22 protein-coding genes are annotated in these 25,955 nt (G+C 43.4%); 9 read left to right on the forward strand and 13 right to left on the reverse strand.

What is annotated here, in order from left to right:
- The 3 genes from AACX68_RS06045 to AACX68_RS06055 form a co-directional block, all read left to right on the forward strand.
- Positions 1–897, forward strand: an 897-nt coding sequence (locus tag AACX68_RS06045) for a hypothetical protein (protein WP_228858568.1), incomplete at its 5' end; no start/stop codon positions are given.
- 94 nt (positions 898–991) lie between these two features.
- On the forward strand, positions 992–1,138 hold the full coding sequence (locus tag AACX68_RS06050) for a hypothetical protein (RefSeq protein ID WP_228858569.1): 147 nt from the start codon (positions 992–994) through the stop codon (positions 1,136–1,138).
- Positions 1,138–2,403: a hypothetical protein gene (locus AACX68_RS06055; protein ID WP_228858570.1), complete on the forward strand. Its 1,266-nt coding sequence runs from the start codon at positions 1,138–1,140 to the stop codon at positions 2,401–2,403. Before AACX68_RS06050 ends, AACX68_RS06055 begins: the two co-directional genes overlap by 1 nt.
- A 664-nt stretch (positions 2,404–3,067) precedes the next feature.
- Here AACX68_RS06055 and sapF read toward each other — a convergent pair.
- From sapF to pspF, 6 genes are all read right to left on the reverse strand, one after another.
- A complete protein-coding gene (sapF, locus tag AACX68_RS06060; protein ID WP_228858571.1) occupies positions 3,068–3,877 on the reverse strand; it encodes a putrescine export ABC transporter ATP-binding protein SapF in 810 nt (269 codons plus the stop codon).
- On the reverse strand, positions 3,878–4,870 hold the full coding sequence (gene sapD, locus AACX68_RS06065; RefSeq protein ID WP_228858572.1) for a putrescine export ABC transporter ATP-binding protein SapD: 993 nt from the start codon (positions 4,868–4,870) through the stop codon (positions 3,878–3,880). It lies immediately after the preceding gene.
- Positions 4,870–5,757 carry a putrescine export ABC transporter permease SapC gene (gene sapC / locus AACX68_RS06070; RefSeq protein WP_228858573.1) on the reverse strand — a complete coding sequence of 296 codons (888 nt, stop codon included), beginning with the start codon at positions 5,755–5,757 and terminating at the stop codon, positions 4,870–4,872. Before sapC ends, sapD begins: the two co-directional genes overlap by 1 nt.
- Positions 5,744–6,709 (reverse strand): putrescine export ABC transporter permease SapB, encoded by a 966-nt coding sequence (gene sapB, locus AACX68_RS06075; RefSeq protein ID WP_099108138.1) that lies wholly within the window; start codon positions 6,707–6,709, stop codon positions 5,744–5,746. The genes sapC and sapB overlap by 14 nt, the downstream gene beginning before the upstream one ends.
- Positions 6,706–8,451 carry an ABC transporter substrate-binding protein SapA gene (gene sapA / locus AACX68_RS06080; protein WP_228858574.1) on the reverse strand — a complete coding sequence of 582 codons (1,746 nt, stop codon included), beginning with the start codon at positions 8,449–8,451 and terminating at the stop codon, positions 6,706–6,708. The genes sapB and sapA overlap by 4 nt, the downstream gene beginning before the upstream one ends.
- 325 nt (positions 8,452–8,776) lie before the next feature.
- On the reverse strand, positions 8,777–9,793 hold the full coding sequence (gene pspF, locus AACX68_RS06085; RefSeq protein WP_228858575.1) for a phage shock protein operon transcriptional activator: 1,017 nt from the start codon (positions 9,791–9,793) through the stop codon (positions 8,777–8,779).
- Between the two features lie 235 nt (positions 9,794–10,028).
- Here pspF and pspA point away from each other — a divergent pair, with 235 nt between their 5' ends.
- The 6 genes from pspA (at position 10,029) to tyrR (ending at position 15,783) form a co-directional block, all read left to right on the forward strand.
- The gene (gene pspA / locus AACX68_RS06090) at positions 10,029–10,700 is read left to right on the forward strand and encodes a phage shock protein PspA (RefSeq protein WP_228858576.1); all 672 of its coding nucleotides are present in this window, start codon (positions 10,029–10,031) and stop codon (positions 10,698–10,700) included.
- 167 nt (positions 10,701–10,867) lie between these two features.
- A complete protein-coding gene (gene pspB / locus AACX68_RS06095; protein WP_099108134.1) occupies positions 10,868–11,089 on the forward strand; it encodes an envelope stress response membrane protein PspB in 222 nt (73 codons plus the stop codon).
- Positions 11,089–11,448 (forward strand): envelope stress response membrane protein PspC, encoded by a 360-nt coding sequence (gene pspC / locus AACX68_RS06100; RefSeq protein WP_228858577.1) that lies wholly within the window; start codon positions 11,089–11,091, stop codon positions 11,446–11,448. The genes pspB and pspC overlap by 1 nt, the downstream gene beginning before the upstream one ends.
- Positions 11,449–11,568: 120 nt before the next feature.
- A complete protein-coding gene (locus tag AACX68_RS06105) occupies positions 11,569–12,966 on the forward strand; it encodes a YcjX family protein (protein WP_228858578.1) in 1,398 nt (465 codons plus the stop codon).
- The gene (locus tag AACX68_RS06110) at positions 12,963–14,072 is read left to right on the forward strand and encodes a YcjF family protein (protein WP_228858579.1); all 1,110 of its coding nucleotides are present in this window, start codon (positions 12,963–12,965) and stop codon (positions 14,070–14,072) included. Before AACX68_RS06105 ends, AACX68_RS06110 begins: the two co-directional genes overlap by 4 nt.
- Positions 14,073–14,208: 136 nt before the next feature.
- On the forward strand, positions 14,209–15,783 hold the full coding sequence (gene tyrR / locus AACX68_RS06115) for a transcriptional regulator TyrR (RefSeq protein ID WP_228858580.1): 1,575 nt from the start codon (positions 14,209–14,211) through the stop codon (positions 15,781–15,783).
- Between the two features lie 49 nt (positions 15,784–15,832).
- Here the strand turns inward: tyrR and AACX68_RS06120 are convergent, their stop codons facing one another.
- From AACX68_RS06120 to AACX68_RS06150, 7 genes are all read right to left on the reverse strand, one after another.
- A complete protein-coding gene (locus AACX68_RS06120) occupies positions 15,833–16,834 on the reverse strand; it encodes a serine/threonine protein kinase (protein WP_228858581.1) in 1,002 nt (333 codons plus the stop codon).
- A 171-nt stretch (positions 16,835–17,005) separates the two neighbouring features.
- The gene (tssH, locus tag AACX68_RS06125) at positions 17,006–19,663 is read right to left on the reverse strand and encodes a type VI secretion system ATPase TssH (RefSeq protein WP_228858582.1); all 2,658 of its coding nucleotides are present in this window, start codon (positions 19,661–19,663) and stop codon (positions 17,006–17,008) included.
- Positions 19,664–19,794: 131 nt separating this feature from the next.
- A complete protein-coding gene (tssG, locus tag AACX68_RS06130; protein ID WP_228858583.1) occupies positions 19,795–20,826 on the reverse strand; it encodes a type VI secretion system baseplate subunit TssG in 1,032 nt (343 codons plus the stop codon).
- Between the two features lie 14 nt (positions 20,827–20,840).
- Positions 20,841–22,715, reverse strand: coding sequence for a type VI secretion system baseplate subunit TssF (tssF, locus tag AACX68_RS06135; protein WP_228858584.1), 1,875 nt, complete (start codon positions 22,713–22,715; stop codon positions 20,841–20,843).
- 26 nt (positions 22,716–22,741) lie between these two features.
- Positions 22,742–23,296 (reverse strand): type VI secretion system baseplate subunit TssE, encoded by a 555-nt coding sequence (tssE, locus tag AACX68_RS06140; RefSeq protein WP_228858585.1) that lies wholly within the window; start codon positions 23,294–23,296, stop codon positions 22,742–22,744.
- 150 nt (positions 23,297–23,446) lie between these two features.
- On the reverse strand, positions 23,447–25,258 hold the full coding sequence (locus AACX68_RS06145; RefSeq protein ID WP_228858586.1) for a type VI secretion system-associated FHA domain protein: 1,812 nt from the start codon (positions 25,256–25,258) through the stop codon (positions 23,447–23,449).
- Positions 25,259–25,346: 88 nt separating this feature from the next.
- Complete coding sequence (locus tag AACX68_RS06150; protein ID WP_099108123.1) at positions 25,347–25,838, reverse strand: Hcp family type VI secretion system effector; 492 nt, start codon at positions 25,836–25,838, stop codon at positions 25,347–25,349.
- Positions 25,839–25,955: the final 117 nt, after the last annotated feature.

Genomic DNA, 25,955 nt, shown 5'->3' on the forward strand with positions numbered 1-25,955 from the left:
TCAGGAAATATTGATGTTAAATTTTATGCTAAAAAGGTGAATAACGGTTATACAAAGATAATAAGTTTAAAGACAACGATGGGTGAGACTGTATTTACTGGGGACAATATGTTATTTGTCACGGAACATCTCCCTCCTACTGATGGAATAGGCTATCCCAGAATTCCTGACTTAGTCGGAGGTGTGCTTTCTCCTCCGCGAGGAAATGATGGTGAGGATGAAAGTGTTTTTCATATTACAATACCCGAATATGCTCATGCTAATCCTGAAGACATTATATTTGTCATGAATAATAATACGGACGGAGATGCGGTATGTACATCGGGGGAATATAGTTCAGATCTTGAGGCACCTTATACATCTATCACTCAAATTGGAAATAATGAGATGTATTACTATGTTAACAGGTCAGGACTGACTTATAAATCCGGATCACTTTATTATTCTTTGGCTGGACATAACCCGAACATGCCACCGTTAAATGGCACCTTAGATAAAGTCTCAGTTTTTAACGGAAATGGAGAACTGATCGATGAAGATGATTATGTTAATGCAGACAGTATTGCTGATAATGGTTTAAATTGTGAAATACCTGTTGGTGGTAAAAATCAGCCACAATTAAATGATTTGATTACTGTAAATGTTAAAATAAATGGCTATGATCCTGACACAGGTGAACTTCGTCCTCCATTTAATAAAAACCTTATAACAAAACAACAGATAAAGGAAGTTGATAAATTTATGGTACCTATTCCTAAATCGTATTTATCAAATTATGATGAGAACAGTTATGGTGATGCAGGGTATATTTATATCATTTACTATCTCACTAATAAGAAAGAAAAGTCAAAAGTATGGAAAAGGCGTATTGATACTATCACTTTAGGAGCTAATTAAGTGCTGATAATTTCATTACTATTTGTCAAATAAATAATCTGGATACAGATATTTCATCTCACGTTGTGGGGTGGAATTATAAAATAAAGATGTAATGAAAAATAAAATAGCTGATGGATTAATAGAGGGATTAAAAAATTTAATCGAGATGAAATTTATTCTTTATTCCAAAAAATATAAAGAAAATTTTTCTGTTTTTTATCCTAACCCTTCTAACGCGGATACCAACGGAGAAAAATAATGAACATCATTAAAATGAATTCTAATTATGCAAAACCTGAACTTCCTCAGGCAGTAAATGGTGTTATTGACGTAAGCCAAGTAGGCCAAGTAGAAAGCTTTATGCTGATTGTTATTAATAACTTTCCACATGAACACCCCAAAGATATTGTGGTTATATCTGTGGGGGGAATTGTGTTTAGGACTTTTCATGTTGAATATCCCCTGCCTGATAGTATTCATGTGACAATACCTTTCACTGAGATACCTGATGGCAGCTATGACGTTACATATACAGTCACTGATCATTATAATAATCATGCTAAATCTGATCCAGCACATGTCAAAATCATCAATTCTCCAGGAAAATATTTTAAAACAATATTTACTTATTCTATTAATGATCAGCTGTATCTTTTCCGTCAGCGTCAACCTGATCATTTGGTTACTGTAAATAAATTGCTTGCTGGCGGGTTACAGGGAGATCAAACGTCTACCGGGCAGAAATGGGTAAACTATTATGATTTAATATTTCCATTCGTGCTTGGAGAAGATCAATATATTTTTGGTTTAGCTAAGAATTTTATTAATGTGTCACAAGATACAGCTAAATCATATTGGATCATTGCTAAATTAGATGAGGAAGGAAATAAAACGATAGTGGATAAAGGATATTGGGACAACTCTTATGATGTAGGGTTTGCATACTCAATAAATGGCAATCAATTTATTTATCTTCATAGTAAGGATGAAAATGCTGAAGGTGAATATCCTTATGCGATCTATTTAATATCGAACAATGGAGTAATGTTTAGGGAACCAATAGAAAAAAGAAACTGGAATAGTTTCTACGGAGCCACATTCTTCTATTCAATGGAAGGTAATCAATATATATATATTCACACGGAAGATAGTAGAGACATTCGTACTTATAAATTCAATCAAGATGGAAGTATAGGTGATAAGACTCATGAACATACGTGGGCATATTATTATTATCCACAGTTTACGTATTTTTCTGGAATACATCATTATTATGCGGGGCAAAGAGCATATGATAATTATTGGTTTACTGATCATATTTATAGAAAAGATGAAGACCCTCAAACATATAATGAGAATATAGGCCCTTGGGATAGATTTTATCAATATCAGATCCCGTTTTTTATTGATGAACGCCAGTATATATTGAGACAGGATCAGAGTGAAAATTATTGGCGTATTACAGAAATTAATGTTCCTGAGCTTATGATAGGAGAAGATACAGATACCAGTGATAATCACTGAATTTTGTTAATGTGGATATATAAATGATTTATTTTTCAAACGATTTTTACGTTTGCTACATATAGTCTAGCCGCATAGTAATATATGTGGCTTTGCGAATTAATACTAGATCGGTTATTACAGAGTGAATTGCTAGTATCTTTAATCTGAAACGCCTTCAAATTTCTACACTATTCTACCGATATTATCCGTAGTGTGTCCGAAAGCTTTTGACTATTACAGTGCAAAGGACAATATCCGCAAGGACCAGAGTGTTTCCTTTTATATCAATTGACGGCATAAAAAATCACATTCTCTCGCTAGCGCACTGTTAATGTGACAGAACCCAGAAATCTGCTCTTTATGAGTCACTCTGTTTTCTGTTGCATGAGTTTATTAAATTTTTCGTGCAGTGATTGAGGGGACATCGGTAACGAATTGTGCCATCTGCGCGAGGGCGTTTTTCTATACTATAGTAAGCCACTATTCATATTCTTTTATCTTGATCCCCATATCAATTTGAAGTGCTGATAATTCAAAAATAGCCTAACACGTCCTTAAATGCACTAAAATATACAGATGCAAAAATGAATTAATTCAATGTAATACCAAAGGATATGGGAAAGCCCAAGCTTTCCCGTTTAGCGGCTGTTCCGATGAGTGAATAAAATCTGCTCAGTAAAAATCAAGTGATATCCTGTCTCCAGGCTTCTGTAGATAGAGGTTCACCAAAATGGCTGGATATCAGTTTGCGGGTGATATCGTGTAACGGAGAAGCTAGCACTTCAGCAGTATTACCGCGTTCTACGACTTCCCCCTGATGCATCACCAACACCTGATCACTGATGTGTTTCACCATACCAAGATGTTGAGTGACATAAATATAAGCAATACCATGTTTCTCCTGTAATTCCAGCATCAGATTAATAATCTGGGAACGCATCGACATATCAAGAGAAGCGAGTGCTTCATCAGCAACAATAACCTGAGGCTGTAATATCAGTGCCCGCGCCAGTGCTACTCTCTGTTTCTGACCAGATGCCAGCATGTGTGGGTAATAGTTGGCATGATCTGGCAGCAGACCAACCTGACGTAGTGTCTGATTGATGCGTTTTTCCCGTTCAGAAGGTGGCAGCTCTGTATTCAGAATTAAGGGCATATCCAGAATCTGACCAATACGCTGGCGGGGATTTAATGATGTGCTCGGATCCTGAAAAATCATGCGAATGAGCTGGCTGCGATAACTATAATCGCCATAAATCAGCTTGTGATGATTAATTAATATTTCACCTGATGTCGGTTCTATTACACCTGACAGCATTCTGGCCAGTGTGGATTTGCCAGAACCGTTTGCACCAATAATTGCCAGTGTTTTTCGTGGTTGCAAGGTAAAACTGACTGGCTTCACGGCATCAAGATGGTGACGCCGGAACAAGCCTGTACGGTAACGGAAAGTTTTCGTCAGGTTTTTAACTTCCAGTAATGTCTCGACCATTTATTGTTCCTCCATGTTCAGGGGGAAGTGACAGGCGAAGGTATGACTTTTGCTGCCCCGTAACCGAGGTGCTTCGATACAGGTTTTCTGGGCATAAGGGCAACGAGGCCCGAGACGGCACCCGATAGGCAAATGTTCCAGTGACGGAATGACGCCCGGCAGTGTATTAAGGCGGCTTTTATGGGGCAGAGGGCTGCCGAAATCAGGAATAGACCGGATCAGTGCCTGTGTATAAGGATGGTGAGGGGTAACCAGCAGATCATCCGGTGTAGAGCTTTCCACGGTTTGTCCGCAATATAACACGTTGATGCGTTTCACTAATTTACTCATCATTTGCAGGTCATGGCTAATCAGCAAAATTGTCATATTGTTGTTCTGGTTCAGGCTCGATAGCAGGCGGAATATCTGGGCTTGTGTTGTTGGCTCCATTGCATTGGTCGGCTCATCAGCGATCAGCAGTCTTGGCTGATTAGCAAGCGCAATGGCAATCATCACTTTTTGACACTCTCCATCAGTTAATTCATAAGGATAAGAGTTCATGATGTCGTGATGATCCTTAATACCCACCCGGTGGAGCAGTTCAATAGCCCGACGTTTTCTCCAGTTGAAACGTTGCCACCAGTGGCCTTTAAACGTCCAGCCGGGAATAGACTGAATGAGTTGCTTACCAATACTTTCTGACGGGTCGAGACATAACTGAGGTTCCTGAAATATCATCGAAATATTGTGACCAATGACTTTACGGCGCTGCCTCGGCGTCAGGCGTAATAAATCAATATCATTGAACCGGAAGCGGTCTGCGGTAACGGTAATATTATCTTTTGCAACCCCACAAATTGCCTTGGCGATAAGGCTTTTACCAGAACCGGATTCACCAGCCAGCCCGAGGATTTCACCTTCTGTTAATGAAATACTTAATCGATCAACGGCTTTAACGGGGCCTTCTGACGTCATGAATTCAATGGTGAGGTTACGAATATCGAGTAGTGGCATTATTCGACTCCTGCATTAATAGCACGGTGCAGGCCATCGCCCAGTAAATTCACCAGCAGAACACTCAGCATAATGGCTGCTCCCGGCAGCATCACAGTCCACGGAGCCGTGTAGATAAGCTCCAGTGATCCGCCGAGCATAGCGCCCCATTCAGGTGAGGGCAATTGTGCGCCAAGGTTGAGAAACCCCAGAGCCGCGATATCAAGGATGGCAATCGAGAAAGTACGGGTTAACTCGTTCACTATCACAGCGGTAATGTTCGGAAAAACAGCATAACGTAAAATATGATAATTTGAAGCGCCATCCAGACGGGCAGAGATAATATATTCTTTATCCAGTTCATCATGCACAGCGGTATAGGCTGCCCGTACAATTCTTGGCAGTAATGCCAGCCCAATGGCGATCATTGCGTGTTGCAGGCTGGCTCCCATAAAAGCAACGACAATGATGGCTAATAACAGTGAAGGTATGGAAAGCAGGGTGTCAAGAATGTGATTCAGGATCGCAGATTTCAGCCCGTGTGTAATACCGGCAAGGCTGCCGATAACTAATCCGACAATTGCTGCCGCGCTAGTCACAACCAGCGCAGCACCAAATGTGGAGGAAGTACCAATCAGTAACCGACTGAATATATCCCGCCCCAGATCATCTGTCCCGAGAAAGAAGGCGACATTACCGTAGTGTGACCATGAAGGGGGCAACAGCTGGTCAATAAATTGTTGATCAAGCTGATAGGGTGCAAGATGGCTACCAAAAAGACTTAATATAATTAAAATCAGTACGCCGTAAAAACCCGTCATTGCCAGTGCGTCGGCATAGAAAAGACGCCAAATGACTCTCAGAGGCGATGGCGCTTTCTTTTCACGGTAAAAATTATCTAATGGCATACCATTCCTTATGTTTTAAAGGATTAGCCATCGCGCCAATAATATTAGTCAGCACGTTGACCGAAATAACTAAAGTGCCTACTACCATGACACCAGCTGAAATTGCGGAGTAATCCTGCTGGCGGATGGCACTGATAAGCCATTGTCCCAGCCCCGGCCAGTTAAACACCTGTTCTGTCACCATAGCTAAGGTCAGCATGGTTGAGAACTGTAGCCCCAGCTTGGGGATAATAGGGGGCAGGGCGTTATGCAATAAGTGGCGACGTATAATAGTTAATTTTGATAGCCCGCGAGTTGCTGCTGATCTTATGTAGTTTGATGCTGAAATCTCTTCTGCGCTGTTACGCATTAAACGAATAACATCAGTCATTGGTGCGACAGACAACGTGATGACAGGCAATATCATGTGCAGTATTACATTCATGATCATCTCGTTGCGATAAGGGCTTTTTGACAACCATGCATCAATCAGGGCAGAGCCTGTCACAGGCTCCATTCGGTACAGTAAATCAATCCGTCCTGATACCGGCAACCAGCCCAGATGCAGTGAGAACAAGAGAGTAAGTAACAGAGCTAACCAGAATACCGGAATGGAAAAACCAAACAGAGCAAGTGTGCTGATAATTTTATCTGCTTTTTTATTACGCCATACGCCGGCAACAATCCCTAATGGAATACCAATTAATAATGCCAGAGTGAATGAGAGCAGACAGAGCTCAAGCGTTGCCGGAAATACCTCATAGAGTTGGTCAACAATTCTCTCACCATTGATGCTGGAAATGCCAAAGTCCCATTGCAGTAATCCATGAAAATAGAAAAGGTAAGCATCAAGCAGAGATGCGCCGCTTAAAGGGCCGTGAGGCGTAAAATACATCAGGCTGAAGCTGATCAGTGAGAGAAAAAACAGTGTCACAATCAGCAGTAGCAAACGGCGCAATATATAAATAATCATTTGCTTCCTTTTTTATTTTCAGCGGGTGTATTTCCGGTGGATGTTTTTTCAGAAGAAATAGAGTGTTCCTGTTCCCGATGAACACCGGCGAATGAGCTATTTCCAAACGGACTCAGAACTAATCCTTTAATGTTATAACGAAATATCTGTGATCGCATTGGGTAAGCCAGTGGCAGTACAGGTAACTGCTGAGCAAGGATCTGCTGAGCAATATGATAACTTTTTATACGTGCCGCTAACTGTTGATCTAACAGCGCTTGATGGATTGCATTATCAAAAGTCGCGTCACACCAGCGGCTCAGGTTTGTCTGAGATGCGATAGCTGCGCAGCTAAACAACGGGCGGAAAAAACTATCGGGATCGTTACTGTCAGTAGACCAGCCTGCTAATGTCATGTCATGAGATTTATCCATGAGCTGGCTTTCCTGAAAACGGCCTTCAAGGGGGCGGATAGTCATTTTAATCCCAACATGCGCTAAATCTGCCTGAATCAGCTCTGCCATTTTCAAAGGGCTTGGGTTATAGGGTTTCGACGTGGTGGGAACCCACAATGCCAGTTCCAGACCATCTAACCCCAGTTTGTTCAGTATCTGGCGGGATTTTTCAGGATTGTATTCGGTAATTTCTGCCCGGTTATCATAAGCCCATGATGCCCTTGGTAAAATGGAGGCGGCAGTTTCAGCCGTACCATAATAGATGGCTCGCATTAGTCTTTGATTATTAATGGCATAGGCAATGGCCTGACGAACTTCCAGTTTATCCAGAGGTGGCTTACTGGTGTTGAAAGCAAGATAGGCAATATTCATTCCTGAACGCAGGGTCAAGCGCAGATTGGGATCATTGTGGAGTATGTCCCATTGGTTGGCTGTAGGATAGGCTAATACATCACACTCACCCGTGAGCAGTTTGGAGATCCTGCCAGTACCACCTGCTCCGATATCTACAACAACTTGTTCCATCAGCGGCTTGCCTTTCCAGTAGTTATCATGTCGGATAAGACGGACAAATTGCCCCATTTGATAATCTTCCAGCATGAATGGCCCGGTTCCTACCGGATTCCAGTCAATTTGTTCCTCTTTGTTTATGCTATGCAGTTTTTGTCCGTATTCTTCAGACAGTATAGGCGAATAATGCGTCGCCAGATGCCAGAGAAAGGAGGCATCAGGGGCGTTCAGGCGGAACTCAACAGTGTATTTATCAATTTTTCGGATATCCTGAATGGAATCACCAAATTGTAAACTATCAAAATAGGGATAATGCCCACCATTAACATAGTGATAGTCATGTTTGTTATCGAATAACCGGCGGAAGCTGAAAACAACATCATCGGCGTTCATGGTGCGGGTCGGAGTAAACCACGCCGTTGACTGGAACGCGACATTATGGCGCAAATAAAAGCGATATGTTGCTCCGTTATCCCGAATTTCCCAACGGGAAGCTAATTCAGGAATTAGCCGATAGGTCAGGGGATCTACTCCCAACAGACGGTCGTAAATCTGGGCAGCCAGAGTATCCACGGTCAGGCCGCTGATAGCCATCTGTGGGTTAAACGTACTCAGATTGCCGTTGACGCAATAAATAAAGCCATGCTGCCGTATAGTTGCCGGAGCATAGGATAGGCTTTCCGACGACTGTCTGTAAGCAACTTTGGCTGTGGCTTTAGTCGTTTCTGGAATTGCTTTCTCAATAGCCAGAGCGGGAGTTGAAAGCAATAATATGATCCAGTAAATCAAATAGCGCATATAAAACATCAATTATGGGAAAAGTCTGGCTATTGTAACTTAATTAGCCCTTTTTGCTCAAAAACAACAACCAGATCACGCGAGTGAGAAAAATTCTCAATAAAACGCTTTACAAACATAAGTGATAAGCATTATCATTCTCATCGTGCTGTTGAGATATGTATTTTATGACCCCAGTCTGAGATCTCAATACGCATGACATTGCTCACATTGCTTCCAGTATTTTTTATTAGCCAGCTCGGGTGCTGGCTATTTTTTTATCTGTTATTCCCTTGCCGCAGTGCTCCAGCCCGAAATCCACTGGGTATATCATTTATTGAATTTTTTAATCCGTCACACTGATGCTGTGTTTTTTTATTAATCCGCGTAATTGATGGTATGTCAGGCTGAGTTTTGCTGCTGCTTTTTTCTGATTGAATTGGCTTTCTGCTATTGCCTGTATAATTAATTGCTTTTCACAGTCATTCTGCCATTGCCTTAAATCGAGTGGTAAATCAGGCAGAGAGCGATGATCAGTCTTATGTTTGATGGATGAATCGTTGGCTGACTTTTGTGCATGAGTTTCTGAAGATACGGCAAAGGGATTAATAATGATGGTGTCTAAGGCATTTTGATTATCCCCATGACGGTAGATGGAGCGCTCTATCACATTTTTCAGTTCACGGACATTGCCGGGCCAAGAGTAAGCAAGTAACTGCCGTTTTGCTTTTTCAGTCAATCCGGGGAAGAAAGGAAGGTTCAGCTCCTGACACATCTGAACAGCAAAGTGTTGAGCCAGTACCATAATATCCTGCTGTCTCTGGCGTAGAGGGGGTATCTGAACAACATCAAATGCCAGCCTGTCCAGCAGGTCTGCCCGGAATTTCCCATTGGCGGCCATAGCCGGTAAATCTTCATTGGTGGCACAAATCAGCCGAACATCGATCTGTAAAGACTGGTTACCTCCTACACGTTCAAGGTATCCATATTCAATTACTCTTAAGAGTTTTTCCTGTACCTGCATTGGTGCAGTTGCCAGCTCATCAAGAAACAGGGTTCCGCCATCCGCTCGCTCAAAACGCCCCTGATGTTTTGAGCGTGCTCCGGTAAATGCGCCTGCTTCATGGCCAAATAGCTCTGAATCAAGCAAATTTTCGTTGAGAGCAGCGCAGTTCAGGGAAATGAAAGGGCCTTGCCATCTGGGAGAAAGATAGTGCAAACGGTGGGCAATTAACTCTTTACCTGTCCCCCGTTCCCCTAACACTAAAACAGGTTTATTTAATTTAGCCAGCGCAGAAACCTGTTCCAGAACCTCAATAAAATTGTTTGCTTCCCCTAATAGGTTATCAGTGTACTGACTCATGATTTCTCCACTAACAAATCGTATTTTTCGCCAATTATTGGTTGATTTAACTACATTAAGATATTGTAATAAAAAAGCAAATAAAAATTAATTTATATATTTCAATGTGATAATAAGAAATAAAAAGTTGGCATGTATCTTGTATTTAATTGAATGCCTTACCTTGTATCTTATACATTATTTAACAGTACACAGGCATAACATACATACATTCTAATGAAAGAGGTTTATGACTATGGGTATTTTTTCTCGTTTTGCTGATATCGTTAACGCTAATATTTCTTCTCTGCTGGATAAAGCAGAAGATCCGCAGAAAATGATCCGCTTGATGATTCAGGAGATGGAAGATACGCTGGTGGAAATACGCTCAACATCTGCGCGTACACTGGCTGAGAAAAAACAGCTTCTGCGCCGTATCAACACCGGAGAAAGCCAGATTGAAGGCTGGCAGGAAAAAGCTGAACTGGCATTGAGCAAAGACAAAGAAGATCTTGCTCGGGCAGCTCTGATTGAAAAACAGAAAGTCAGCCAGTTAGTTGAAACACTGAAAAATGAGCTATCGATTCTGGATGAAACCCTTGATCGCATTAAAGGGGAGGTGACTGAGCTGGAAAATAAACTGATAGAAGCGCGTGCACGACAGCAGTCTCTGACACTGCGTCATCAGGCTGCGGCTTCTTCCCGTGAAGTTCGTCGTCATTTGGACAGCGGTAAAATCGATGAGGCGATGGCTCGTTTTGAACAGTTTGAGCGCCGGATTGACCATATGGAAGCAGAAGCGGAATCAGTGGGTCTGGGGAAAAAGAAATCTCTGGAACAGCAGTTTGCAGAACTGAAAGCGGATGATGAAATTAGTGCACAACTTGCTGCTCTCAAAGCTAAAATGAGTGCTAAAGATCCACAATGATATACACAATGGATTTCAAGTTGCATCGCAGCGGCAAGGGAGAGAGTCCCCAGAAGCATAGATAACTATGTGACTGGGGTGAGCGAGCGCAGCCAACAAAGAGGCAGCTTGAAAGACGAAGTGTAGAGAAGGTTATTCGTATACCCGTTCACAACTAAGGAAAGGTAATGGCTTATATATTTCTGGGGATCCCGCTGATCCTGTTTGTACTCTTCGTGTTACCTGTCTGGTTATGGCTGCATTATAACAACCAGAACAGAGGGAAACTGGAGAGCAATGAAATTCAACGTTTGGAGCAGTTGTCAGAAAACGCCCGGCGTATGCAGGAACGTATCAAAACGCTGGAAGATATTCTTGATGCCGAGCATCCAAACTGGAGGCAGTCATAATGAGCAGTTCTTACCGGGGGAAACTTTATCGTTTACCGGAACAGGGCGTGATCAAAGGTGTTTGTGCCGGGTTAGCGAACTATTTTGATGTCCCTGTTGCCCTTATCCGTACCATTACCATATTGTCGATATTCTTTGGGTTATCTGCCATAACGGTAGTTGCCTACATTATTTTGTCTTTTGTGATGGATCCCGCACCTGTAGGATATCAGCCAGAAGAAACAAGAGCACCATCAACCCGGAAAATACTGGATGAAGTTGATTACCAATTGAGGGCAGGGGAAGAACGCCTGCGTCAAATGGAACGCTATATTACTTCTGACACCTATAATGTACGTAGTCGTTTTCGCCAGCTCTAAGCCAGAACAGATTTAAATAAGAACGGCGGAATACCACAGAAACTGCTGGCCCCTTGCCCGGTTGGGTGAGGGGAAACCGGTTTGAAATTACAACATTATAGTGTCCGATTCAGGAGAAATATGAAACGGTTGCAAAATGAGCTGACGTCACTTGTTAATCGTGGAATAGATCGTCATTTACGGCTGGCAGTAACAGGGTTAAGCCGTAGCGGGAAAACAGCATTTATTACTTCTTTGGTCAATCAGTTGCTGAATGTTCATACTGGTGCCAGATTACCACTGTTTTCTACCGTCCGTGACGGTCGTTTATTAGGTGTGAAACGTGTACCACAGCGGGATTTGGGTGTTCCCCGTTTTGCCTATGATGAAAACATTGCTGCTTTGTACAATACCCCTCCGTATTGGCCGATACCGACCAGAGGCGTGAGCGAAATCCGCCTTGCACTGCGTTATCGCTCAGAAGATTCTTTACTCAGCTATCTCAAAGACACCTCAACACTTTATCTGGAAATTGTCGATTATCCCGGAGAGTGGCTGCTAGATTTACCTATGCTGGAACAGAGTTATCTGGCATGGTCACGGCAAATGAATGGCTTACTGAAAGGAAACAGGGCTGAGTGGGCGAAGCCGTGGCTGGAATTATGTAAACAGTGTGATCCATTGGCGCCTGCGGATGAAAATCTGCTGAGCAGAATTGCACAGGCCTACACAGATTATTTACACCAATGTAAAACAGAAGGTTTGCATTTCATTCAGCCGGGGCGTTTTATTCTGCCGGGAGATCTGACGGGAGCGCCCGCCCTGCAATTTTTTCCGTGGCCGGACATTGACGGAATCGGAGAACCTCAATTACTGAAAGCGGATAAACAGACTAATATCGGTATGTTACGAGAACGATTTAGTTATTATTGTAATCACATCGTAAAGGGCTTTTATAAAGAGCATTTTCTGCGTTTTGATCGGCAAATCGTTCTGGTTGATTGCCTACAGCCATTAAACAGCGGCCCGCACGCTTTTAATGATATGCGCCTGGCACTGACTCAACTGATGCAAAGCTTTCATTATGGTAAACGGACGCTATTTCGCCGTTTATTTTCCCCTTGCATTGATAAATTGATGTTTGCGGCGAGTAAGGCAGATCATGTCACAGCAGATCAGCACGCGAATCTTGTTTCGTTGCTTCAACAGCTTGTGCAGGAAGCGTGGCAGAATGCAGCATTTGAAGGGATCAGCATGGATTGTGTTGGTCTGGCGTCTGTTCAGGCAACTGAAAGTGGCATTGTGATGCACGAGGGGGAACAGATCCCGGCTATCAAAGGAAATCGCCTGTCAGATGACAAACTACTGACATTCTTTCCGGGGGAGGTGCCACAGCGTCTGCCCAGTAATGATTTCTGGCAGAAACAGGGTTTTAATTTTGAATCATTCCGGCCACGGCAGGTCAGTATTGATGCACCATTACCCCATATCCGTATGGACAGCGCGATGGAGTTTTTATTGGGAGACAAACTGACATGACGGACTCTTTAAAAACAGAGGATAAAGATTCTGCTCCTTTAAAACCAAGAGTGGATTTTGATGACATGTTATCAGCACCTTCAGAACCTTCCCTGAAATCCCAGCAAGAATTTAATGCACAGGACAGCAAATTTTATCCGGTTCTGCCAGAATTAAATACGGAAGAGCAGGAAAGTGAGCTTGAAGGTGCAGTGAATGCGGCCCTGAAACCTAAACGCGGCCCGTGGCGGAAAATATTTTCAGGAGCTTTACTGTTATTGGGTTTCAGTGTTATCGCTCAGTTTATTCAATGGATATATCAGTCATGGCAGAATCAGGACTGGATTGCTCTGGGTGTAGCAGCCGCAGGCAGTATGATTGTTTTTGCCGGAATAGGTGCTGTTATCGGCGAATGGCGTCGTCTTTATCGTTTGCGCCAGCGGACAGAAGAACGTGATATCGCAAAAACATTATTGCAGAGTCATGGTATTGGTAAAGGACGGCAGTTTTGTGAAAAACTGGCTGATCAGGCAGGTATAGGCCAGCAGCATCCGGCGTTACAGCGTTGGCAGAGTGCTATACATGAAACGCACAATGATCGGGAAATGGTCATATTATACAGCAAACTGGTTCAGCCTGTGCTGGATGAACAGGCTAAAAAAGAGATCCGCCGATCAGCCGCAGAATCTGCACTGATGATCGCAGTCAGTCCGCTTGCTGTGGTCGATATGGCTTTTATTGCATGGAGAAATATTCGTCTTATTAATCGAATTGCGGCAATATATGGGATTGAATTGGGTTATTTCAGCCGAATTCGTTTATTTCGGCTGGTATTGTTGAATATTGCTTTTGCTGGGGCATCAGAGTTGGTCAGGGAAGTGGGTATGGACTGGCTGTCACAGGATATTGCCGCTCGGCTTTCAGCCCGTGCTGCACAAGGCATTGGCGCTGGGTTGCTGACTGCCCGGCTGGGAATTAAGTCGATGGAGTTGTGCCGCCCTTTACCCTGGATTGATGGCGATAAACCTAAATTAGGTGATTTCCGGTATCAGTTAATTAGCCAGCTAAAAAGTACACTGGCGACTAAGCCGAAAACGAGAAATGAAGCCAAAAAGTCAGGCTCATAACTCAGGATGATATTGTCAGTTAAATTTGACACTCTGTCTTACTGTCAACTTTAACTGACAGGGGGCTTCATCTATCGCACAGTAACGAGTAATATTTCAGGCAGTTACGAACATTGTGTAAATAAGGTCGGAATAAATGCGATTGGAAGTTACCTGTCAGGATCGAATCGGACTGACTCGCGAGTTACTTGATTTATTGGTTTTAAGAAATATTGACCTGAAAGGAATTGAGATTTCTCCTGCTCGTCGTATTTACCTTAATTTTACTCAAATTGATTTCAATACCTTTCGCTTGTTAATGGCGGAAATCCGCCGTATTAATGGCGTGATGGATGTCAGGACGGTGGCTTTTATGCCATCAGAAAAAGAACACCGGGCGATGCGTACATTACTGGAGTCTGTACCGGATCCGATTCTGTCCGTTGATATGAAAGGAAATATTGATTTAGCCAATCTGGCATCACAGTCATTATTTGGCATCAGTAAAGAAAAAATCAGCCAGAAAAATATCAGCCAGCTTATCAGTAATTATAATTTTCTTCGTTGGCTGGAAAGTGATCATCCCGAACCTCATTCAGTCACGTTAACCATCAAAGAGAAAACCTATTTGATGGATGTGATCCCGATGCCGCTGACTGATGAAAATCAGGAAATTAAATGTGTCGGGGCAGTCATTATGCTGCGTGTCTTCACGCAGGCAGAGCCTGCCCAGAAAAAACGTATCGTCAATGATGATCAGGCTTTTGAAAATATTGTTGCTGTTAGCCCGAAGATGGTTCATGTCGTTGAGCAGGCTCGTAAAATGGCTATGCTGGATGTGCCGTTGTTGCTGATTGGTGATACAGGGACAGGGAAAGATGAATTTGCCAAAGCCTGTCATTTACGCAGTTCAAGAGGAAAACAGCCTTTTCTTGGCTTAAATTGTGCCTCTATGCCGGATGACGTAGTCGAAAGTGAATTGTTTGGCTATGCGGCAGGCGCTTATCCTAACGCAACGGAAAGTAAAAAAGGCTTTTTTGAGCAAGCAAATGGCGGTACGGTTCTGCTGGATGAAATTGGTGAAATGTCACCCCAGATGCAGATTAAATTATTGCGTTTCCTTAACGATGGAACATTTCGTCGGGTGGGGGAAGATAATGAAGTAAAAGTGGACGTCAGGATCATCTGTGCCACGCAGAAGAATCTGGTTGAGTTGGTACGAAAAGGGGAATTCAGGGAAGATCTCTACTATCGGCTTAATGTATTGACCATCACATTACCGCCTTTACGGGAACGTCAGGCGGATATTATGCCACTGACGGATTATTTCGTGACCCGTTTTGCCGAAGAACAGGGTGTAGAAAAACCAAAGTTTGCCCCTGATCTGGAACAATTCCTATGCAGTTATTACTGGCCCGGAAACGTAAGGCAGCTGCGCAATGCCATCTACCGGGCATTGACGCAGCTTGAAGATAATCAGTTAAGTTCACAGGATATTCAGTTACCGCATTTAGAAGCCGAAACTTCATTTATCAGCGAGGATATTCTGGTTGGTTCTTTGGATGAAATCAGCAAACGTTTTGAACGCTCTGTCCTGACCCGCCTTTATCGTCACTATCCCAGTACTCGTAAGCTGGCAAAACGGCTTGGGGTTTCTCATACTGCAATTGCGAATAAATTGCGTGAATATGGGTTGAGTGGAAAGAAACATGCTGAATCGGGTGACGAATAATTTTTTGGTAATAAAGTAGACAGATTTCTGGTGGCATAAATTTCCCCTTTTATTCTTGCTCTGAACCTTCTGAAGGTGGGCAGGTGGTAAGGATATTTTGTAGAGATGAGGAGAAGTTAGGAGGGAAACAGGTTTGGATGATAGGGGATTTTATCATCGGGATTAATTTAGAAATAGAGGATGGCCGTTCTGCTATTTTTATTGCCAACATACAATCTATGGCATGTAGAAATGATAAAGAATAACCGGTAAGACACCGTTCCGTTAAGGGCTGATAACGATCTTCAATATTGCGTACTATGCTTACCGGTGGTGGCCTCCCGACAATCAAAGTATGCAATACTGCCCCCAGCGCATAAATATCACTCCAGGGGCCTTGTTGCCCCTCTTCATTGGCCGTGTATTGTTCACAGGGTGTGAACCCCGGCCTGACCGTTATTTCTTCTTCGTCAGATAAACGTTCTGCTATTTTCCGGGCAGACCCTAAATCCAGCAAAACAGGTAATCGATCATTCTGGAGTAAAATATTATCCAGCGAAATATCACAGTGTAGATAGCCAGCCTGGTGAAGGGTGTTGATGGCATCAAGCAGAGGAGACAAAATATGGCACAGCCAATTTTGTGTAACTATCTTTGCATACTTTACCTGTAATACTTTCAGGGTGATGCCATGGTAAAAGGGAGTGGCGATATAAGCGGTGCTGTTCTGTTGCCAGAAACGTATGAAGCGGGGTAGGCACGGATGGTTAAAGCAAGTCATGATATGGGCTTCACGCATAAAACTGTGAAGCCCGATTCTGAATCTTTCCTGTAAATTTGGGTGGCGTAATTTTAGTTTCAAATCATTACGGCGAACCACAATCATGGATGGCAGATATTCTTTTATGGCAACTGCACACTGTTTGCTGTGATCCCAGGCTCGGTATACGATACCAAATCCTCCTTTACCCACAACTTTTTCAATTTCCAACTCATTGAAACAGTATCCAATGGGTAATGCCTGTAATAATGGATGCTTGGTCTTAAGAGAGTTATTGTAAGAATTCTGCATAATAGATGGCCTCTTGAACCTCATGTTCTATTTTTTGTCGAATTTTCAAGTTGCCTCTTTATTGGCTGTGTTTATTTACTCCGAACATTTAGTCCTCCTGTTAAATTATGTGGGAGTGTGACGTGGTTAGTATGAAATCATGACAAATTACACACGGATATCATGCAGGATCTATATATCATTCGAAAACTGGAATTTAAGTTCTCCCTGTTCGAGCGACACCTGTAATTGGTTAAATTGTTCACCATGAGCACAGGCAGATAGCAGCCGCTGGCTTATCTGAGGCAATAGAGTGTTGGTTAAAATAGCATCTACCGTACGACCACCCGACTCAACTTCGGTACAACGACTGACAATATTTTCAATCATGGCTTCATCGAACGTGGCAGTAATACCGTGGTTTTCCAACAATCGTTTCTGTATGCGTCCCAACTGCAAATAAACGATGCTGGTCATGACTTCGTCATCTAACGGATAGTATGGAATGACTAATAAACGCCCCAGTAAAGCGGCAGGGAATGTGTTTAATAGCGGTTTGCGCAGTGCTGAACTGAGCTGCTCCGGCTCAGGTAGTGTATTACTCTGTTGGTAATGCTGGTAGCACATTGAGTTGACTAAATCAGCGCCGACATTCGATGTCAGAATAATAATCGTATTACGGAAGTCAATATGGCGGCCTTCACCATCTTCCATCCATCCCTTATCGAATACCTGAAAGAAAATTTCATGGACATCAGGGTGCGCTTTTTCAATTTCATCCAGCAATACGACACTGTATGGACGACGACGAACGGCTTCGGTCAGGACACCCCCTTCGCCGTAGCCGACGTAGCCGGGAGGAGCACCTTTTAATGTTGATACAGTATGTGCTTCCTGAAATTCACTCATATTGATAGTGATCAGGTTTTGCTCGCCACCGTACAGCGTTTCCGCCAGAGCAAGTGCGGTTTCAGTTTTACCGACACCAGAAGGCCCACACAGCATAAAGACCCCTACCGGTTTATTAGGGTCGTCCAGTTTTGCCCGTGAAGTACGTACCCGGTTTGCGATGGTTTCTAACGCATGATACTGACCAATGACGCGCTGGTTAAGGGTATCGGCTAATTGCAATACAGCCTCAATTTCATCTTTCATCATGCGGCTTAAAGGAATGCCAGTCCAGTCTGAGACAACAGCGGAAACAACATTACTGTCTACTGCGGCAAAGATAAGAGGTTCTTCACCCTGTAACATTTCCAGTTGTTGTTGCAGCTCAGCCAGCTCCGTATGAAGAGTGATTTTATCATTATTGTTTTGTTCTTCATCGGCTTGTTCTTCATGTAACTGAAGGCGTAGCTGAATAATTTTGTCTGTCAGTAACAGTTCCTGTTGCCAGCGCGCTTCTAGCTGTTTTTGTTGCTCTGCCAGCGTTGCCAACTGGCTGAGGATATTTTCTGCCCGCTGAGGATCGCCCAGACCAACTTTGGATTCCCGTTCCACTATTCCCAGTTCAACATTCAACGAATCTATCTTATGACGGCAGTTTTCCAGCTGCGGGGGTTCTGCATGCTGGCTGACTGCAACTCTGGCACAGGCGGTGTCCAGTAATGCGATGGCTTTGTCCGGTAACTGACGGGCAGGAATATAGCGATGGGAGAGGTGTACTGCTGCATCAACCGCTTCATCCAGTAAAAGAATACGATGGTGTTTTTCCAGCGTATTGACCAGACTACGCAGCATTATCAGAGCCTTGGTTTCATCAGGTTCATGCACCTGAACAACCTGAAAACGGCGGGTCAGGGCCGGATCTTTTTCGATATATTTTTTATATTCTGACCAGGTTGTAGCGCCCAGTGTCCGCAACTGCCCCCGTGCTAGTGCTGGTTTTAATAAGTTAGCGGCATCGCCTGTACCTTGTTGTCCACCGGCTCCAATCAGAGTGTGAATTTCATCGATAAACAAAATGATGGGTGTCGGGCTGGACTGGACTTCTTCAATAACTTTCCGCAGACGGGATTCAAACTCTCCTTTAATGCCCGCACCGGCCTGTAACATACCGATATCCAGCAGCCAAAGCTGAACGTTCTTCAGCGGGGGAGGAACTTCACCGGCCACAATTCTCAAAGCCAGACCTTCAATGACCGCAGTCTTACCAACACCAGCCTCACCAGTCAGTAATGGATTGTTTTGCCGGCGGCGCATCAGAATATCGATAATCTGGCGGATTTCTTCATCGCGTCCTGATACAGGGTCAATTTCACCATTACGGGCCCGGGCTGTTAACTCCTGTCCGTATTGTTGCAAAGCTGAGCCTGTTGCAGTCTGTGGGGCTGCTCCCTGAGTTTCGGTTGATGATATTATGCTTTCCTGAGCTTCATCACTGCCATCAAATATATTGTTGAAATTATCGATCAGGGTATCGGCATTGATATGATCAAACAGGGGAGAAATAGCTTTCAGTGCATTGCGAAGATTGAAAGTTTTTAATATACCTATCAGTAAATGCGAACTACGGATCTGAGCAACACCAAATTTCAGCGAGCCGTAAACCCAGGCTCGCTCTACGGCATTGTCAATATGTTCTGAGAGATCAGAAATGGCACTGGCACCACGGGGCAGGCGATCCAGCGCAGCAACAATATCTTTGGTCAATGCAGATTCATCCAGCCCTAAATGGTGGATAAGTTTCTGTAAATCACTGTTTTGTTGTTGCATGATTTGGTGTAGCCAATGAACCAGTTCAACATAAGGGTTACCACGTAACTTACAGAAAGCAGTGGCACCTTCTAATGATGTGAACAGGGTCGGGTTGAGCTTACCAAAAAGTACGGAACGGCTGATTTCTGACATAGCATGTAATCCGTGATGTTGTCGTTGATAATGTTTAGGTACGTAAGTAATAACGAGTGGTTAGATAACAACCCGTTATTAGAGAGCAAAAGGCAGGAAGAGGTATGCTGGTCGGGAGCATGTGAGCAAAACTAGGGATTGTAGATTAAATCATCACGATGGATTTTCTGTTCCATCTTCCCAAGCCAACTACTTAGCCCTAGTTTTACCGGATCAGACAGATGGATACTCTGTATATCTGTACGATGAAGTACCAGCTGGATATCCCATGCATATTCAATCCCAAGATATTGACGTACCCAGTCACGTAATTGTTGTGACTTTGGCTGGTTTGGCAGGAAGTCTTCATACTCTGATATTGTCAGTGGGCCAAGTTTGATGCGGAATTTATACTGAACATCATATAACGCAGTCCCCAAAAAGGCTGACTGTCCTAAACGTGGCATGTTACGTCCGGCTTTTAACCGGGCCTGATCCTGAATCTCAACATCCAGCCATTGCGGAATATTTTGTTTGATTTTTAACGGAATATTGAAGTAGGTGAACAGTATTTTTTCCAGACCTTCTGCACTATGTCCCTGACGGGACAAATGGCCTGATAATAAATAGCGGGCATGTTCATTAATAGAATCTGCGTTTTTCTGGGCAGGTAAACCCATACCAACCAGACAGGCCAGATAATGGCAGAAACGCTGATTATCCTGACGATCCAGCGATACTGTAGACTGCGCATTTGCCCAGGCCCGATAAAATAATTGTATTAACCTATTGTGAAATAAATTAGCGAACGCGGTCAGCGTTGGATCCTGATAGTTATACTGTCGGGCATAGGTATATTCGGTAATGTGAGTGGGTAGTGGTCCGTTTGGCCCGAATAGACCAAAACTGTAAATCAGTACGTCATACTGTTTTGAGTTTTTCCGTTGTTTGGCTTCAGAGATAGTACAAGGGGCGAATATCATTGATGCCTTTTGCCCTAACCGCAGTAGGTCGTATCGCGGTAATGGGGATGAACCCAGCATATAATATTCCCCGGACTGTGCATCTATTCGCCGCAGGGTCTGGAACAGATCGAACTGCCACGGCGTCTGGGTGAGTTCTTGCCAGAAATTATCAGGTAGACGGCTTATGCTGTGAATAGCAACGGCACCTGTTTCACTCATCGTCATTTCCCCCATTATAACAGCTGTTTTTTACCCATTCGGGCCGGCCAGTAACCGATTTTGCCGCGTTGCTGGCTATAGAGCGTCATTTCAGTGAAGGAGTTCATGGTAACCAAATGAGAGAAGAGTCGTTCCAGAACACTACCCAGTAACCAAGGGCTGGTTCCGGCAAACTCCTGCTCATCGACTTCCAGCTCAATTCCGACACCACGGGCAAAAACGATTGGGCCGGGTTCTGGTACTCTGCGATGAATTGTCTTCAGTGAACAATGGCGAATACCATTAATCTGACGGGCGGTGGCCGGTTCTGAAAGATTGGCATAAAGGCTCAGCAATTGCCGTAATGCCTGAGTGCCCTGTTCATCATCCTTATCCATGAAATTCAGGTAATTGAGCTGTAACTGACTGATTAATTTCCAGGAAGCTGAACCCTGTGCCAGAGCCGGATGTGGTATGGTCGGCCTTTTAAGAAATACAATCTGGTTGATTGGAATGGAATCAAGCATGACAAAACTGTCTATATCCTGTTGCCGCAACATCGCAGATAAATCACGGTTGGTGCACATCACATCCGCAGTCAGAAATTTGAGTTCATTCGGCCAGGGTGAGTGTTGTTCATCAACAATGGAAACAAATGATTCCGTACCGAGGTAGCTGGTTCGGGTTCCATAATGCAGGGAGTGCTCAGACAGAATACGGGGATCACGACGAAGGGAAAAATAGGCGCCATAATTTCCTTTATCATCACTGAAAGTTGACCAAAAAGGTCGGAAGATCTGAGTTTCCCGTCGCTTAATATCTGCACCGTGCAGGCGTTGTACTGAAAAAATTTCGTAATCCAGTGGTCGGGTATTATCAACCACTAAATGGTACTCATTAGTGCTCTCTTTTAGCGTGACCCGTTCAGTCAGTTTAGGAAACAGGTTAATGACAGGAGTACTGTTCAGGGCTAAGTAAGAGGCATCAACCAGATGCTCTAAATCCTCATCAATTTTGTCCAAAAGTAGGATCAGTTCAAACTCACTCTCTTTTTTAGTCTCTTCCAGCAAAGATTGCATACCACTAATGCTGAAGAACTGAAAACGAGCCGGAAAAGCAAAATATTCATGCAACTGTCGGTAACCGCTGAACGTGCGTGGATCATTGGGTAATAATGACTGTTCATCATCAAACCCTTCGTGATGCGGGGAGATATCAGGTAATACCTGATACTGGGGGGTATCACCGAGAGTCTGACAGATCATTCCGACGCAATGTTCCATCAGCAGTTCCTGCAATTGCTGAGCCTGAATATCTGGCCCGGAAAGAAAAAAGATCAGTTTATTGAGTTCCAGCTCACTGAGGAAGAATTTTCCTTGGCAGGTGAGATGAATACGTAACGCACTCACTGCACCGCACTGATGAAGATTTAAAGATGCCAGCGGAATATTGGCCGGAATTTTTCCCAGTTCAACTTTTTGTAAGTGCAGGGGTTGTAGAATAACATCCTGTGCCGTGCTGTACTGAAGCGTAATGCCGTCTTTTTTCAGCGACTGACAATGCATGATAGTCCCGCGTGGTACTAAAAATCCGTGGCTGATATCCCCTTTACTGGTATCGGGCTGGAGTTCGGCAATCGACATTGACGGTGTGGGAGCCAGATAATTGGGGCACAGCATCTCCAGTAATTGTTGGGAAAAGTTCGGAAACTCCGCATCCATTTTCAACTGAATACGGGAGGTCAGAAAAGCGAAACCTTCCATCAGCCGTTCAACGTAAGGGTCGGTCACATCAATGCCATGCATCCCCAACCGGTTGGCGACTTTCGGATAACGCTCGGCAAATTCTTTGCCCATCTCACGTAAATAGATCAGTTCACGATTGTAGTATTCAAGCAGTTTGCTATCCAAAATGTATTCTCCCGTTTTTTGCCGGCTTACCCAGCTTCTTTAATAGTGAAATAGCCGTTTTCTAAATCAATATCACTGTGAAACAGGAACTCAAGTGGCCAGGGAACACACCATAAAAACCCTCTGATCTCGATGGATAATCTGTTATATAAAGTCAGTGAGTGGGTATCCGAAACACAATTAACTTCAAGACCGTCGGGAATAATGCGGGGTTCAAAGATATGTATCGCTTTAATGATCTTATGCTGGATATCCTCCCATTCGATTTCAGACATGAGCTTACCAGCCAGAGGCTCCAGGCCAAAGTTATAGACGGAGCGACGGATTTCCGGGAAAGGGGAAAGATTCTGTTCGGATTCGCCGTTGATACTATTGAGTAGCCACTGTAAATCCCGCAGAAGATTCTGGCGTAATATACTATGTGATATCAGATGATTACTGGTTGCCTCTTTTTTCTTATCGGGTTCATTATCGGTGAGCCTGTCCAGTAGGGAAGGCCGCATTTTGTCTCTGGCAGTGATGTGTCTGGTATTACCCGGACGATGATAACCACTATTTATCAAAGTTGTATTGTTATTCATGAGAAGCCTATTAATTATTAGCAGTGATGATATATAGATAACTAAGATCACTATGGGCAATAGGGTCGATATGCTGAAAGGTTTGTTCCCGCTGTCTTTCAGGTTATAAGCTGAAATTCACGGGTATTTGTATCTGAGGGGGTGATGGTTTTATCCGGTCTGTTTTTTTATTTTTTTCTGGGAATTTTTATAGCTATTTACTTCGTTTTCATAGGCCAACAGGAAGTTCTTACCAAACAGACCGGAATTGTGCTCAAATTCACTGGCTGTTTTTTGATAATGCTTAGTAAGAAACTCCCATAATGATGCTTTGTAGGTTGATGATAATGACAAACGCGGCATGCCGCCTTCGTCCCGTGCTTTTTGCTCAAGAATAGTGGGGTGGAAGAGTTGCAGGATATCTACCGTAATGGCTCGCATCCCGGCAATCATTCCCAGTTGATGCGCTTGTAATTCGATTAAAATATCGCGGGTTGCCTGCTCAATAGACATAAATCCCGGCATATGATCACCGAACATCTGAACCAGTACCGATTGACCAGAAGGTAATAATTTAAAGGGATTATTGGTATCTGGTAACATTTGGGTTATTCCGGCTTCGGCTTCCCGTTTCAGTAGGGTACGTGAAGTATTAAGTGCAACAAGTCCCTGAGATAACTGGCTGATAAGTTGGCCTAACTGATACATACGGTGTTCATCAAACTGTGGCTGGCGAAGATTTTTGAGTCCCATACCTTCTAGTAGGGCTGCCAGTAATTTTCCTTCGAGCTTGACACCCTCTGTGACATGTTCATCGGACTTATAGCTGATTGGATCGATATTCAGTCGTTCATAAATAGGGTCATCATCGCTGATATGTGGTGGTGTGTTAAGTTGCTTAATCTGCTGATTAATATAAGGCTGATCAGTCTGCCTATCGGGCGGGATAAAGAAGATATCTTCTCCCTCTGTTTCTTCTGTTTCTGTGTCGAACTGGTTTGTGACTAAATCTTGGTTTATTTCTCTGGATAGCTCTTCTGTTGTGAAGAGCGGAGGTAAAGGAGAGAATTGAGCTTCTGATTGTGTATTATGATCAGATGCAGATTGTGTGACAGAAACCGATTTAGGTTCGGCAATTTTGGGATGATCAGGAGATGTTAGTGGCGCGGCAGTGCCTAACATCAAATCCAGAGGGTCTTCATTTTTAGTATTTTGTTTCTGTCTAACATTATGGTCAGAAAATAACGCCAGTGGATCGACTTCACCTTCCTTATCATTGTGCTCAAGTTCATATTCTTTATCATTCTGGAATAAGGTTGTCGGCGTATTGTTATTAAGAATATCTTCCTGCCGGAAGAGGGGATCCGTGTTGAACATAGTCACAGGATCTTTCGCTCGTAGCTGTAGTGTATCCAGATCAGCAGTTGTTTTGATTTTTGCTAATGGATCAATGGGATTACGTTCATCGTTTTCTTGTTGGCTGGAGGGAAACAGCGGGTTATGGTCATTTCCATCTGATGATACCTGATGCTTGTCAGAGGATGTCGGAGTATCAGGGATCGTGAAAATTTTTTCAAGGCCATCCCAGACTTCACTGGGAATACCCTGCGTATCCGATTCAGAGGGTACACTGGTAGCGGAAATATCAGTTTGTAATTGTGCATTTTGGTAGGGATCAATGACCTGAATCTGATAACTGCCAATATTCAGTACGTCACCATCGCGGATTTCAACCTGACGATTCGGAGCCACAGGGATTGTATTCAGCAAAAGCTCAGTTGCAGAACCCAGATTGGTGATCCGACATTTGCCATCTGTATTGATGGATACAATAGCCTGAACACGGGCAATGCCCTGCTCAGCATCAGGTAAAACCCAACTATTATCTTTACAGTGGCCGATAGTTCCTCCCGGAGGAGAGAATTCATAACTCAGTTGTGTTGGCTGGCTTGTACTGTTGTTTTTAACAATGGTGAATCGCATAAGCGTGGATCCTTATTGTTGATAAGGATAATGTGGATGAGGATAACCTCCTTGTTTCAAGGAGGTTATCAGTAAAATCCACGGTGTATTATTCCAGTTTATTAGTGTAGGAATCCCAGGTGTAGGTAATTTCAGCACCTTTTTTACCCTGGAAGTCTTGTGGGAAGTAGCTTTCTTTATGTTTTTGGAAGGCAAGCTGAACGTCACAATAGAAATTACCATCTCCGTATACAAGTCTGGCGTCTGCGACCACAGCTTGTGTCAGGGTCAGTTCATACCAGGACTCTTGTGTTCCGCCTTGCCGACGAACATTGAGTTTAACTTCCTTAATATGTTTCCCTGAAGCAACGTATTTGCGCAAGGTTATGGATGATTTATCAAACAGAAGATTTAAATGGAGTTGGCTAACTTGAACGATGCCTGCACCCAAACCAGTCCCTTGATTAGATTTAGTGACATCGTTCATCAGATCTATTTTAAAGGAATGGACGGCTGTCCAGTCTTTATGTTTTTCATCACCTGATTCACCTTTAATATCAGTGAAGAAAATATACGCATCGGGCGTTGGAAGAGTAGACATAATTTTTCGCCTTAATCTTAATTAAAGTTTAATGAAGGAATTGTATGTAACATTGGCATCCCATCGATGTTTATTGGGATACACATATAGAGGGAAGGGTACTGCTACATAAAGATA

The sequence above is a fragment of the Xenorhabdus sp. PB61.4 genome, assembly GCF_963894935.1.
GTDB classification, from domain to species: Bacteria; Pseudomonadota; Gammaproteobacteria; order Enterobacterales; family Enterobacteriaceae; genus Xenorhabdus; species Xenorhabdus stockiae.

What these genes read in the sequence shown, in the direction of transcription:
- AACX68_RS06050 (WP_228858569.1), top strand. Translation starts at nt 992, where the DNA reads ATGAAAAATAAAATAGCTGATGGATTAATAGAGGGATTAAAAAATTTA.
- AACX68_RS06055 (WP_228858570.1), top strand. Translation starts at nt 1,138, where the DNA reads ATGAACATCATTAAAATGAATTCTAATTATGCAAAACCTGAACTTCCT.
- sapF (WP_228858571.1), bottom strand. Translation starts at nt 3,877, where the DNA reads ATGGTCGAGACATTACTGGAAGTTAAAAACCTGACGAAAACTTTCCGT.
- sapD (WP_228858572.1), bottom strand. Translation starts at nt 4,870, where the DNA reads ATGCCACTACTCGATATTCGTAACCTCACCATTGAATTCATGACGTCA.
- sapC (WP_228858573.1), bottom strand. Translation starts at nt 5,757, where the DNA reads ATGCCATTAGATAATTTTTACCGTGAAAAGAAAGCGCCATCGCCTCTG.
- sapB (WP_099108138.1), bottom strand. Translation starts at nt 6,709, where the DNA reads ATGATTATTTATATATTGCGCCGTTTGCTACTGCTGATTGTGACACTG.
- sapA (WP_228858574.1), bottom strand. Translation starts at nt 8,451, where the DNA reads ATGCGCTATTTGATTTACTGGATCATATTATTGCTTTCAACTCCCGCT.
- pspF (WP_228858575.1), bottom strand. Translation starts at nt 9,793, where the DNA reads ATGAGTCAGTACACTGATAACCTATTAGGGGAAGCAAACAATTTTATT.
- pspA (WP_228858576.1), top strand. Translation starts at nt 10,029, where the DNA reads ATGGGTATTTTTTCTCGTTTTGCTGATATCGTTAACGCTAATATTTCT.
- pspB (WP_099108134.1), top strand. Translation starts at nt 10,868, where the DNA reads ATGGCTTATATATTTCTGGGGATCCCGCTGATCCTGTTTGTACTCTTC.
- pspC (WP_228858577.1), top strand. Translation starts at nt 11,089, where the DNA reads ATGAGCAGTTCTTACCGGGGGAAACTTTATCGTTTACCGGAACAGGGC.
- AACX68_RS06105 (WP_228858578.1), top strand. Translation starts at nt 11,569, where the DNA reads ATGAAACGGTTGCAAAATGAGCTGACGTCACTTGTTAATCGTGGAATA.
- AACX68_RS06110 (WP_228858579.1), top strand. Translation starts at nt 12,963, where the DNA reads ATGACGGACTCTTTAAAAACAGAGGATAAAGATTCTGCTCCTTTAAAA.
- tyrR (WP_228858580.1), top strand. Translation starts at nt 14,209, where the DNA reads ATGCGATTGGAAGTTACCTGTCAGGATCGAATCGGACTGACTCGCGAG.
- AACX68_RS06120 (WP_228858581.1), bottom strand. Translation starts at nt 16,834, where the DNA reads ATGCAGAATTCTTACAATAACTCTCTTAAGACCAAGCATCCATTATTA.
- tssH (WP_228858582.1), bottom strand. Translation starts at nt 19,663, where the DNA reads ATGTCAGAAATCAGCCGTTCCGTACTTTTTGGTAAGCTCAACCCGACC.
- tssG (WP_228858583.1), bottom strand. Translation starts at nt 20,826, where the DNA reads ATGAGTGAAACAGGTGCCGTTGCTATTCACAGCATAAGCCGTCTACCT.
- tssE (WP_228858585.1), bottom strand. Translation starts at nt 23,296, where the DNA reads ATGAATAACAATACAACTTTGATAAATAGTGGTTATCATCGTCCGGGT.
- AACX68_RS06145 (WP_228858586.1), bottom strand. Translation starts at nt 25,258, where the DNA reads ATGCGATTCACCATTGTTAAAAACAACAGTACAAGCCAGCCAACACAA.
- AACX68_RS06150 (WP_099108123.1), bottom strand. Translation starts at nt 25,838, where the DNA reads ATGTCTACTCTTCCAACGCCCGATGCGTATATTTTCTTCACTGATATT.